This window comes from Nannocystis pusilla (assembly GCF_020073745.1).
GTDB lineage: Bacteria > Myxococcota_A > Polyangia > Nannocystales > Nannocystaceae > Nannocystis > Nannocystis radixulma.
The window spans coordinates 183,802-196,081 of sequence record NZ_JAIRAU010000008.1 but is presented as its reverse complement, the minus strand read 5'-3'; the positions used below and the strand labels follow the sequence as shown (position 1 = coordinate 196,081).

8 protein-coding genes are annotated in these 12,280 nt (G+C 71.7%); 6 read left to right on the top strand and 2 right to left on the bottom strand.

Annotated elements, in window-relative coordinates:
• Window positions 1-87 precede the first annotated feature (87 nt).
• Complete coding sequence (locus tag K7C98_RS10575) at window positions 88-1,539, bottom strand: deoxyribodipyrimidine photolyase (protein WP_224191478.1); 1,452 nt, start codon at window positions 1,537-1,539, stop codon at window positions 88-90.
• Between the two features lie 184 nt (window positions 1,540-1,723).
• Complete coding sequence (locus K7C98_RS10570; RefSeq protein WP_224191477.1) at window positions 1,724-2,887, bottom strand: oxygenase MpaB family protein; 1,164 nt, start codon at window positions 2,885-2,887, stop codon at window positions 1,724-1,726.
• An 80-nt stretch (window positions 2,888-2,967) separates the two neighbouring features.
• On the opposite strand from K7C98_RS10570, the gene K7C98_RS10565 reads away from it, so the two are divergent.
• The 6 genes from K7C98_RS10565 (at window position 2,968) to K7C98_RS10540 (ending at window position 12,228) form a co-directional block, all read left to right on the top strand.
• On the top strand, window positions 2,968-3,456 hold the full coding sequence (locus K7C98_RS10565) for a glutathione peroxidase (protein ID WP_224191476.1): 489 nt from the start codon (window positions 2,968-2,970) through the stop codon (window positions 3,454-3,456).
• Window positions 3,457-3,517: 61 nt separating this feature from the next.
• Window positions 3,518-4,495, top strand: coding sequence for a DUF4384 domain-containing protein (locus K7C98_RS10560; RefSeq protein WP_224191475.1), 978 nt, complete (start codon window positions 3,518-3,520; stop codon window positions 4,493-4,495).
• A gap of 82 nt (window positions 4,496-4,577) precedes the next feature.
• A complete protein-coding gene (locus K7C98_RS10555) occupies window positions 4,578-5,954 on the top strand; it encodes a hypothetical protein (RefSeq protein WP_224191474.1) in 1,377 nt (458 codons plus the stop codon).
• Entirely contained in the window at window positions 5,951-9,448 is a 3,498-nt protein-coding gene (locus K7C98_RS10550) for a caspase family protein (protein WP_224191473.1), read from the top strand. The genes K7C98_RS10555 and K7C98_RS10550 overlap by 4 nt, the downstream gene beginning before the upstream one ends.
• 42 nt (window positions 9,449-9,490) lie before the next feature.
• A complete protein-coding gene (locus tag K7C98_RS10545; protein WP_224191472.1) occupies window positions 9,491-10,045 on the top strand; it encodes a cupin domain-containing protein in 555 nt (184 codons plus the stop codon).
• 173 nt (window positions 10,046-10,218) lie between these two features.
• Window positions 10,219-12,228 carry a hypothetical protein gene (locus tag K7C98_RS10540; RefSeq protein WP_224191471.1) on the top strand — a complete coding sequence of 670 codons (2,010 nt, stop codon included), beginning with the start codon at window positions 10,219-10,221 and terminating at the stop codon, window positions 12,226-12,228.
• Window positions 12,229-12,280: the final 52 nt, after the last annotated feature.

The following is a 12,280-nucleotide window of genomic DNA, read 5'->3' as shown; positions in this document are numbered from 1 at the left end:
ATCCATCGAGCGGGATGGCGCGTCACCGCATGAGTGAAGAGGCATGTCGAAGCGGACATGTCTCTTCAAACATGCGCGAGCCGGCGATCAGGCGCCGTAGCGCCGCAGGTAGTCGCGAGTCGGCATCTTGCGCGCGGTGTTGTCGCTGCTCATGTAGCGGACCTTGCCGTAGACCGGCCGCTCGGGGCCCCAGGGGCGGTCGTAGCGGCCGAAGATCCACAGGATGTTGCTGTACGAGTTGGGGTCGCGGCCGTCGAGGGCGTATTTGTCGTTGAGGCGGAGCAGGCGGGCCAGCGCCTGCTGCGGGCTCGGGCTCCACTCGAGGACCTTCTTGCCCCACAGCATGCGCAGATAATTGGTGATGACGCCGTCGCGCAGCAGCTGGGTCTGGGCGGCGTTCCATAGCGGGTCGGCGGTGGCGGCCCGCTCGAGCTGCTCGACGCTGTAGAGGTGCGGGCGCGCGTCGCCGGCGTGGTCGGCGAGGGTCTGGCGGGCCCAGCCCGGCAGGCTGTCGTATTCGGCGTAGTCGTCGCGGTGGGCGCACATGTTGAAGCCGAGCTCGCGCCAGGTGACGAGCTGATCGAGGAAAGCCTCGGTGTCGGGGGCGACGCCCCAGAAGCCGTGGCGGTGGCCGCCGGCCTTCTTGTTGAGCCGCCCGGGGCTCCAGCCGGCCGGGCGCATGACGGCGTCGAACACCTCGTGGGCGCCGACGTGGCCGAAGTGCAGGTAGGGCGAGAGGCCGCTGGTGCCGTGGGCGTCGAGGGTGTTGTGGCTGGTCTCGTAGGCGGGCAAGGTGTCGGCGACGAACGCGGCCAGGCGCTCGCGGGCGGCGACGCTGCCGCCGCGGCCGGCGGGGGCGACGTGGTGATCGATGGGTAATTGGGAAAAGTCGTCCGGAATGACGGCGGGCCAGCGGCGGGTGACGCTCGTCGGAAGCGCGGGCAATGACGGCAGTCGCAGGCGCGCGAACGGGTCGGCCCGCGGCCCCTCGTCGACATGCTTTGATAATGTGGATTGCAGGTAGCGGCGGAAGGCGAAGGCGGTCGGGAACACGCGGCCGGCGGCGCGGACCGGCAGGAGGCCGTTGCCGTCGACCTTCTCGAGGCGGACGTCGAGCTGCGCGCCGGCGGCGGCGACCATGCGCGGGAGGAAGAGGCACGGCCAATCGTCGGTGACGACCACGCAGGCGCGCGCGGCGAGGGCGGCGAGCAGGCCGGCGCCGGCCCGCTTGCCCGGCTCGACGTATGGATAGTAGGCGACGCCGGCCTGCTGGCAGCGGCGCTGGTTGTCGCGCATGCCGGCGAGGACGAACGCGTGCAGGCGGTCGGAGGCCCACGGGTAGTCGCAGCGCAGCGGCTCGAGCACGAGGAGCGGGCGGGCCAATTCGCGGGCCCAGCGGAGCGCCCGGTCGAGGCTGTGGTTGCCGGTGGTGCGGCGATAGGCGATCATCCAGTAGAGGACGTAGTCGCCGCCCGCGCGCACGGGGGCGTCGTTGACGGCAGCGACGCGCGGGTCGGGCAGGTCGGACGGGGTCGTCATGGGGCGGACGGGGACGGGTGGGGAGAGGCTGCGTCGCATGTCCAGAAGGACATGTTCCGATAATCTTTAAAAAAGAAGTTGGAGGCCGCGTGGGCGGGAGCGTCGGTGGACAGATGATTGTGCCTGGAAGGATATGTCCTTCGGGCATCTTCAATAAAATGCCTTGAAGGACATGTCGAATGGGTCAGGCGGCGTCGATGTGGCGGCCGAGCTTGGCGGGCATGGGATAGGTGGGGGTCTCGCCGTTCATGCCGACGTCGACGACGAGGTCCCAGTAGCGGCGGCCGAGGGCGACCGCGGAGGCGTCGATCGGCGGGAGGGCGGCGCGCAGGCGGTCGAGGCCGCCGAGCAGCGAGGCGAGCAGCGGGACGGAGAACGGGTGGCGCTCGGCCGGGACGCCGAGGGCGTCGCCGAGGCCGTTGCCGACGAGGTGACGGCAGATGCTGGTGCTGAGGCGGACGCGGGCGGCGGCGACGCGGCGCTCGGCCGGGGTGCGCGCGGCCTGCAGCGGGGCCTGCAAGAGCGCGGCGGTGAGGGCCCGCGAATCGGCGTCGGGCGGACCCTGGGTGAGGAAGATGCACTCGGCCAGGCGGCGCGCCTCGGGCTCGCGGTCGGGCACGAGCTCGGGGTCGACCCCGAGCAGCCAGCTGGCCAGGCGCCACAGGTGCACGTAGTCGTCGGCCTCGTCGGCGTCGACCCGGAGGCCGAACAGACGCAGGCCGTCGAGGTAGACGTGGCTGAACAGCAGGCTGGTGGCGAGCATGTCGTGCTGGTTGATCGGCACCGCCCAGGCGGCGCGGTCCCAGCGGCCGCTGGCCAGCAAGAGGCGGCGCACCTGGGCGTGCATCAGGCGCACGTGCAGGGCGATCGCCCGCCCCTCGCCGCCGGGCAAGAGCCCGCCCGGCTCGCACACGGCGGTGACGAAGCGGGCGGTCTCGGCGAGCCGGCGCGGGGCGGCCTCGCGCAGGCGGCCGCTGAAGGCCAGCGGCTTGTTGCCGGCCGGGGCGGCGTAGCCGAGCACCAGCGAGCGCAGACCGAGGACGAAGCCGCCGACCACACCTGCCCGCGAGAACAGGTGAGCGGCGCGCTCCAGCCGCGCCGGTCGGGCCCACGCCGGCAGCCCGGCCACGGACTCCAGCAGCGCCGCCACCGGCTCCGGCGCGCCGGCCGGGTCGCGCAGCGCGGCGGCGAAGACGGCATGTCCTTCGGGACAGGTCGAGAGCCAGGCGGCGGCGGCGTCGGCGAGCGGGTCGGTGCGCTCGAAGGCGGGCAGGAGTCGGCCGATGAGGTCGCCGTACTGGGCGCGCGCGGCCGGGAGGTTGTGGACGCGGGCAGGAGCTGCGGGCATGACCAGCAGCGTGCCACACGTCGGGCGGCGCGCACGCGAGGAGGTGCGCGCGCGTGCGGCGGCGTGGTAGGGTGCCGGCCATGCAAGGCCCCGCCCTCGACCACGAAGTCCGGACCCTCGCCGGCGCGCCCCGCTCGCTCGCCGATTATCGCGGTCAGGTGCTCCTGATTGTGAACACCGCCTCGCAGTGCGGGCTGACCCCGCAGTACCACGCGCTCGAGGCGCTGCACCAGCGTTTCAAGGGCCGCGGCTTCTCGGTGCTCGGGTTCCCGTGCAACGACTTCGGCGCGCAGGAGCCGGGCACGCCCGAGGAGATCCAGACGTTCTGCACCACGCGGTTCTCGGCCAGCTTTCCGCTGTTCGAGAAGGTCCGGGCCAAGGGCGACAAGTCGCCGCTGTATCGCACCTTGACCGAGGAGCTCCCGGAGGGCCTGCGCGGCGAGATCAAGTGGAACTTCACCAAGTTCCTGGTCGGCAAGGACGGCCGCGTGTCGCACCGCTTCGAGCCGCAGATCGAGCCGCTCGCGCCCGAGGTGATGCAGGCCGTCGAGCGGGCACTGTCCGCATAAGCGCGTCGGGCAAACATGAGCATTGACACGCCCGCGACAAAGCGGGCAGTTTCCCCCGCACATGCGCGCGCGCTCGAAGGTGGGGGTCGCAATATTTACGCTCACGCTCGGGTTCGCGCTCGGGAGCTGCAAAAAGGGCGGCAGCAGCGGCAGCCCCGATTGTGATACCGAGATCCGCTACGACGCGCGCAAGGTCGAGGGCCGCGTCGACGCCGGAAAATTCGGGGTCGAGGCGACGACCTCGGTCGCGGCGGTCCGCGAGGTCGACCAGGCGGTCGAGCGCTACCTGTCGCGCTGGCGCACGCTGTGTATGGATTACAAGAACGGCGCGATGTCGCCGGACGAGTACCGCGGCGAGGCGCGGCTGCTGCGCGAGCGGACCGAGAAGCTCGAGAGCCTGATGCTGGTCCTCGAGCACGCGCCCGACGCCGAGTCGTATCAGAAGGCGCTGAAGGAGATCTACGTGGCCATGGTCCCGCCCGAGCAGGCGGTCGACCTCCAGGTCGAGTTCGGCGTGCTGGCGCAAAAGCCAGGTGAGACGAGTTGGTCGGTGGTGCCACCGAATGGGTCGATAGCCACCGGTACGAACGTGTATTTCACGATCCGCACCAGCGAGCAGGCCCACGTCTATCTCTATCAGGAGACGCCTGCAGGCGGCATCAACGTGATGTTCCCGCATCCGCAGATGCCCATGGTCAATCCGCTGCCGGCCGGGCAGGACCTGCGGATCCCGCCGAAGCCGGGCTTCTTCACGCTCGAGGCCGAGGGCGTCGGGCTCGAGCAGGTCCACATCGTCGCGTCGATCGAGCCGCTGGCGAAGCTCGAGACGTCGCTCGGCAAGGGGCAGACGACCGCCGACGAGCTGGCCTGCGGGGCGCGCGACCTGTCATACAATCCAGGTACGCAGTGCGGCGACGTCCAGGCGCGCACGTTCGGCCTCGCCCAGCCCGGAGACGCGCCGGGTGTGTCGATGAAGGCCGCCAACACGGCGGGTGCGAAGAGCATCCACCAGATCTTCGCGTTCCAGCACACGCCGTGATCCACGGCCGGGCGGGGTATACGTCCGCGGCGGTCTCACCGGCGCGAGGGGGGTTGATAGGATGCGTGGAATGATAGGGCCAGTGGGTATCCGGATCGTGTGCATATTCGTAGTCGCGCTGGCGTTCGCGGGGGTGGCCCACGCGGGGCCGCCGTGGGGCACCGACGACGCCAGCTTTCAGGCGACGTACCTGCAGCCGGGCGATCTGACGAGCGTGTCGGATCTGTCAGGCGACTGGGCCAGGGCCGGGTGCGAGCCCGGGGCGGCGCAGTTCGGCTGCACGCACTGGGGAAAGAAGCTGTGGACGGCCAAGGACGCGTCGGTGGCGATGTGGCAGGTCCACGATCTGCGGTGGGTGTTCCCCAATGCGGACGCGGCCCAGCGGTTCTTGCAGTCGTCGATGGACGAGATGGCCGAGGGCCTGCCGGCGGTGACGACCCCGCCGGCGGTCGGCGCCGATACGAAGATGTTCACCGCGCAGGGTGACACCTACGGCATCGGCATCGAGGTCATCATGTACAACCTCGTGTTCCGGGTCGACAACGTGGTGGTCAAGCTGTTCGTGGCCCAGGGGCCGGAGGCGAAGCAGCGCAAGGTCTTGACGCCGCTGATGGTGGCGGCGCTGGGACAGAAGGCGGTCGAGCGGATCCGGGCCGCCGAGCCGCGCGGCGTCGCGGTCGCGCCGGTGCCGGTGAGCGAGCCGGTGCCGGCGACGCCGGTCGAGCCGGTGCCGGTGGAGCCGGCGGCGAATGCTGCGACGCCGGTCGAGCCGACGCCGGAGCCCGAGCCGGAGCCCGAGCCGCGGCGGCGGTCGAGCGGACGGCTCGCCGGCGAGATCAAGGATTACTGGCGCTCGGGGGTGAGCAAGCCGTACATCTTCGTCGGCGGCGCTTACAGCAGGGCGATCGGCAGCTACACGCTGCCGGGCGGGCTGAAGTTGAGCGAGAAGAACGCGTTCGACATCTCGCTCGGGTTCTTGCTGCACCCGCGGGTCTACTTCCAGGTCATGTTCCACCGCGACGTGTGGCAGGTGCCGAAGGTGGAGGAGGTGCTGGTGCGGCGCCTCGAATTCATCTACGGGCTCGACCTGCTGGCGCTGCCGCCGGATTGGCGGGTGCGGCCGGCGCTGATGGCGTTGCTCGGGTTCGGGTTCGGGTTCGGGCGCATCGATTCGCTGGTGGGGACGCCAGATCCAAACGAGCCGATGCCGATGCCGCTGCCGCAGGTCGACGAGGGGCGGGGGATCGGCATCGGCGGCATCATCGGGGCCGACTTCGCGCTGCACATTCGCGTGACGCGGAAGTTCGAGCTGGCGCCGTACGCGGGCATCACGATGCCGGCCTATGCGTATACCAACGACTTCCCGGCGGCGGAGCGCCACATCGAGGGCGAGCGCGGGTTCGGTCGCGCGTGGCGCTGGCACGCGGGCTTGAAGATCGGGTTCGGGGGTCCGGGATGAGAGCGGCGGCGATACGCGGGCTGGTGCTCGCGGGCTTCGTGGGTGCGACGCTCGGCGCGCCCGGGTGCAAGCGGCAGTCGGTGCGCGCGCCCGACGAGGCGGCGAGCGCGAATGTGGGGAGCGGGCCGCAGCCGGAGCTGGTGGTGCAGGCCGGGTCCTCGCACTGGGTGAAGGACACCAAGTTCTCGCCCGACGGGCGCTGGCTGGCGGTCGCCAGCGTCGACGGACTGGTCAAGCTCTACGACGTGCGCATGGGCAAGGAGTGGCGCACGTTCACCGGCGCGGCCGGGCCGGTCTACGTGACGACGTGGAGCGCCGACGGCGAGCGGCTGGCGGCGGCGGGGTTCGACAAGAGCGTGCACGTGTGGGACGTGGCCAGCGGCGCGGAGGTGGCGACGTTGCCGGGTCACAGCGGGTGGGTCGGCAGCATCGAGTTTTCGCCCGACGGCAAGCGGCTGGCCAGCGCGGCGAGCATGCAAGACCAGGTGGTGGCGATCTGGGACCTCGAGCAGCGGGCGGTCAAGCACGCGCTGATGCACGCGAAGGACGTCAAGGACCTCGCGTGGTCGCGCGACGGCAAGGTGCTGCTGACGGCGACCGACGAGATCAACGTGTGGAACGCGGAGGCGGGCGGGCTGCTCGGGACGATCGCGGTCGCGCCGAACGGGGCCGGCGGCAAGCCGTTGCGCTTCAGCCCCGACGGGAAAATGCTGGCGATCGACGCCGGCGAGTCGGTGCACGTGTACGACGCGGGCTCGTGGGCGGAGGCGTCGCGGATGCCGGGGACGCTGGTCGGCTGGGCGTCGGACGGTGAATTGACGGTGCACCGCGGGCGCGAGGTGGTGCGGGTCGAGCCGCGCAGCGGGCGGAGGCTCGGCGGGTTCGCGGCGGGCGACGCGGCGGGCCTGCCGCGGGCGGAGCTGTCGCCGGGTGGGCGGCTGGCGGCGACGATCTCGGACATGCAGGTCGACCTGTTCGACGGGACATCCGGGGCGCGGGTGCGGACGCTGCGGAGCACGTTCTGGAACCTGGTCGGCGGGGCGTTCGGCAACGACACGGAGCTCTTGCACGTGGCCTGGAGCCCGACGGCGCCGGTGATCGCGACGGCGGGCTTCGACGGGATGTTGCGGGTGCTCGACCTGCGGCGCGGGGCGGCGCCGAAGGCGGTGTCGGCGGGGCCGAAGGTCGAGGTCGGGGCGGGCGACGACGGCAAGAACTTCCTCGGCTGGGCCTACGCGAAGGTCGGGCTGGTGAGCGACGTGCAGTTCTCGCGCGACGGGGCGTCGCTGCTGACGCGCGACGGCGAGGGCGTGTCGCTGTGGGACGCGCGCACGCTGGCGCTGACGCGGCGGTTCGCGGCGCCGGGGGCGTCGGCGGAGTCGCTGGCGCCCGACGGCAAGACGCTGGCGATCGCCCACGGGGAGGCGGTGGTGTCGGTGTTCGACGTGGCGACCGGGACCCGGCTGCGCAGCAGCAAGGGCGGCGGGCTCGACGCCGACTGTCAGAAGGGGATGGGGGAGACGACGATCTCGATGGGAGCGCCGGTGATCACGGGGCTCGGGTGGTCGGCCGACGCGAAGAAGCTCTACGTGCTGTTCCGCGAGACGGCGACGTTCGTCGAGTTCGACGCGCAGACGTTCGCGCTCGGCCAGGGCGGCTGCGCCCACCGCACGCGCACCAACGCGGTGGCGTGGTCCGACGCGCGCGACAGGGTGGCGATCGGGGCCGGCACGCACATGTTGGCGCAGACGATCAGCGAGATCAGCTTCGGCGACAACTCGGTCCACGTGTTCGGGCTCGCGGGCGAGATGCCGCTGCTCCACCGGCTCGAGGGCCACTCGCTGGCGGTGCTCGGCGCCGACTTCAGCCCCGACGGCAACCTGCTGGCGACGGCCAGCGCCGACCGCACGGCGCGGCTGTGGGACATGCGCACGGGCTCGCTGGTGACGACGCTGGCGGGGCACGCGGCGGAGGTCGACTCGGTGGCGTTCAGCCACGACAACCGCTACGTCGCCACGGCGAGCTACGACCTGACGGTGAAGGTGTGGGACCTGGCGACGCACGCCGAGGTGGCGACGATCGTGACGATCGGGGCCGACGGCTACGTGATCGAGACGCCCGATCACTACTACACGGCGTCGCGGCAGGGGTTCGAGTCGGTGTCGTTCCGCCTCGGCGAGACGATCGTGCCGGTCGAGCTGTTCGACCTGCGGCTCAACCGGCCCGACCTGGTATTGAAGCGGTTCGGCTACGCGCCGGCGGAGCTGCTGGCGCTGTACGAGAAGGCCTACAAGAAGCGCCTGAAGAAGATGCGCATCGACGAGGCGGCGCTGCGGCCGGAGTATCACCTGCCGACGGCGAAGATCGCGGGCGAGCTGCCGGTCAGCACGCCGGAGCGGACGTTGCAGCTGCACGTGACGGCCGACGACGACCGCTTCGCGCTCGACCGCCTGCTGGTGTACGTCAACGACGTGCCGATCCACGGCTCGGCGGGCCTCGACCTGCGCGGCGAGAAGTCGCGCCACCACGAGCGCACGCTGGCGGTCGAGCTGCTGCCGGGGCGCAACAAGATCCAGGTGTCGACGCTGAACGCGGCGGGCACCGAGTCGCGCAAGGACACGGTCGAGGTGGTGTCGACGGCGCCGGCGCCGGCGTCGGACCTCTACGTGGTGGCGATCGGGGTGTCGAAGTACGCCGACGTGAAGATGAACCTCAAGTACGCGGCCAAGGACGCGCGCGACATCGCCGGGCTGTTCAAGTCGCGCGGGTCGCGGTTCGGCAAGGTGGAGGTGCTGCAGATCCTCGACGGCGAGGCGCGGCGCGAGAACATCCTGGCGGCCCGCGAGCGGCTGCTCGGCACGAAGATCGACGACCAGGTGGTGGTGTTCGTGGCCGGGCACGGGATGCTCGACACCAACCTCGATTACTACTTCGTGACCCACGACTTCGAGCGCGAGCGGCCGAGCGCGCGCGGGCTGTCGTACGAGCAGCTCGAGAGCCTGCTCGACGGGATCCCGGCGCGGCGCAAGCTGATGATGATGGACACCTGCCATTCGGGCGAGGTCGACGAGGACGCGATCCGCACGCCGCCGCCGCTGCCGGGCGCGGGCACGGGGGCGCGGGCCGAGGAGGTGAAGCTGGCCTCGGACTTCCGCACGTTCAGCTACGGCGGGGCGATCCAGAGCCCGGACCGCTCGCACGAGGTGCTGGCGCAGCTGTTCGCCGACCTGCGCCGAGGGTCAGGTGCGGCGGTGATCTCGTCGGCCAGCGGGGCCGAGTTCGCGCTCGAGTCGGCGCAATGGCAAAACGGGGTGTTCACGTTCAGCGTGCTGCAAGGGCTGATGTCGGGCTCGGCCGACCTCGACCGCGACGGCACGATCCGCGTGTCCGAGCTGCGCGAGTACGTGGTCGGCGAGGTCCATCGCCTCACCCGCGGGGCCCAGACGCCGACGTCGCGCCGCGAGAACCTCGAGTTCGACTTCCCGGTCCTGTGAGCCGTTGCGCGGCGCGCAGGTCGTGATGTACGTTGCGGCGCGATGTCACGCGCCGGCTTCGTGCTCCTCTTCTCGATTGTGGCGACCACAGGCTGCGAGCGCGCGCCCGAACCGGTGAAGGTCGAGACGCGCTCCGAATTGGCGAAGGCGGAGCCGGGGAAGAAGAAGGACACGAAAGGCGAGACCAGGGCGGAGGACGCCAGGCCGGCCGATGCGCCGAAGCCGTCGCTGCCGGCGGCGGTGACGTCGCTGGCGCAGGCGGAGCACCGGCAGAAAAGCGGCGGGGCGGCGCAGATCTGGGCCCTGGCGCGCGGGCAGAACGCGTTCCTCGGCAAGCTCGAGATGGCACCGGGGGGTACGGTGCCGGAGCACCGCGACCCGACCGAGGAGTACATTCACATCCTGAGCGGCGCGGGCAAATTCACGATCGACGGGCAATCGCACGAGGTGGGCCCGGGGACGACGATCTACATGCCGCCGGGCGCGCTCGTCAGCTTCGAGAACGGGCCCGAGCCGCTGGTGGCGATCCAGGTGTTCGCGGGGCCGGAGCCGGCTGCCAAGTACGACGCGTGGGAGCGGGTGCCGTCATCGCCGTAGCGCCGGGGCGCGCGGGCGAACACCGGCGCGTGGACCCGGTGCTACGATGGGACATGCGCTCGCATTCGCCTGTGTGGTCCGCGGTGCTGGCGACGGGGCTCGTCGCTGCCGGTTGTCGACCCAAGCCGGAGACGGCGAACGCCTCGCCGATGGCGTCGACATCGGCGCCGGCCGTGGCGACCTCGCCCCGCGCGGCGCCTCCACCGGCGGTGGCGCCGGCGCGCGCGCCGATCGACCTCCTGCCTGAAGGGACAGGTGTGGTGGTGAGCGCGGCGAGCGTCCGCCACGTGCTGCGCGTGGTCGACGTGGCGGCGCTGATCGGGACGTACCGCCCCTATTACGATCAGGCGGCGGCGTACCTCGAGCAGGGCCTCGGCCACAACCTGCTCGACCCCGGGCGGTGGCCCGAGATCGGCGTCGACCCGGACCGACCGGTCGGCGGGGCGCTGCTCGACGCGGGCAGCGGCTCGATGTGCCTGTTCATCACGCTGAGCGACCCGCAGCGGTTCCGCCAATTCCTCGACCGCGTCGGCATGAAGCTCGGCGGCGACCTCGAGTCGGTCTACGAGGACCGCGGGATCGTGCTGGGGCAGGAGTCGAACGCGAAGACGTCGCTGGTGCTGCGCGACGACTTCGCGTTCATCGTGATGGTCGACAACCCGAGCCTCGCGCCCCACGACTTCGCCCGCGAGCTGGCGAGCGTCGACCCGGCCCGCGGCCTGACGGCGTCGCCCCGCTGGCAGCAGGCGCTCGGGCCGGCGGCGCGCGACGTGGTGGCGTTCGTCGACGTCGCGCGGATGATGCGGGCGGAGCTCGAGGCGCAGAGGCGGCAGGGCGAGCCGTCGCCGAGCTGGGCCGAGCAGGAGCTGCAGCGGCTGCGCGAGCAGGGCGGCTCGGCCGAGGAGATCGCGCGCTGGCAGCAGGTGGCCGACGAGCAGCGCGCCGCGGAGGCGCAGCACCGCGAACGCCGGCAGCGCGAGCGGGAGCTGTGGAGCGCGGTGTTCGGACCGCTGGGGCCGATCGTGTTCGAGCTGTCGCTCGGGCCGCAGGCGATCGCCGGGACGGCGCGGGCGCAGGCGCCGGAGTCGTCGCTGCTGCGGCGGGCGCTCGGGCCCAGCGGGGCGCCGCCGCCGGCGCTGATGGCCGCGAGCGAGCGGGTGCTCTTCGGGACAGGCGGCAGGTTCGACGTGGCCGAGGGGATCGCGGCGCTCGACGCGTTGCTGCGGGCCGACGGCAAGAGCGTCGAGGCGCTGTTCGCCGACATCCAGCGCAACCTCGGCGGCGAGCCGCGGGCCGCCGTCGAGATGCTCGACGGGACGGTGAGCTTCGCGGTGACGACCCGCGACGTGAGCGCGCTGGTGACCGCCGAGGGCAGGTCGTCGCTCGGCTTCAACCTCACGCTCGGATTTACCAACGTCGTCGCGGCCGAGGCGCTGGTGGCGGTGACGATGGCGAAGCTCCCGGGCTCGCCGCTCGGCCTCGCGGGGCTGAAGGTGAAGCGCGGGAAGGGCCGCAGCCATGTGGTGACGTGGCCGCAATGGCGCGACGTCCACGTGGCGCTGGTCGGCTCGACGCTGACGATCTCGACCGACCCGAAGTTCGCGGCGAACGTCGAGCGCGCGCCGGCGAAACCGTGGGCGCCGCGGCAGGCCCAGGCGGCGCCCGTCGTGACCGCGCCGGCGGGGGCGACGCTGCTGCTCGACCACGCGCTGCTGCTGGCGACGTTCATGGCCGGCGCCGCTGGCGAGCGCTACACGCCGGCGCAGAACCAGCCGTACTGGCGCTTCCCGGCGGTGGCGCACGCGGCGATCGAGGGGGTGCCGGAGTCGGCGGCCTACAGGGCGCGGCTCAAGGAGTGGCAGCGGCTCGACGCGAAGATCGATCGGGCCGAGAAGGCGCAGGCGCGCGAGCGGATGGCGCTCGCGGTCGCCGCGGCCGACAGCCTGGGGTCGATCGCGCTGCACGTGCGCGAGACCGACGACGGGCTGATGACCGAGGGCGGGCAGTACTTCGGCCCCGGCGGGCTGGCCCGCACGATCGAGCGCGTGATCGAGGGCCTGACGACCAGCGGCCGCGACGGCGACTACTCGGTCCACGAGCAGCGCGGCCGCGTCGAGCAGGAGCTGCAGGAGATCCGCGTCCGCGACATCGAGCGCGCGCTCAGGGTCCGCGCAGCCGAGTGACCGATCGGGCATGCTCTGATGAGCATGCCCGATCGGGCATGTCTTTAAAAAC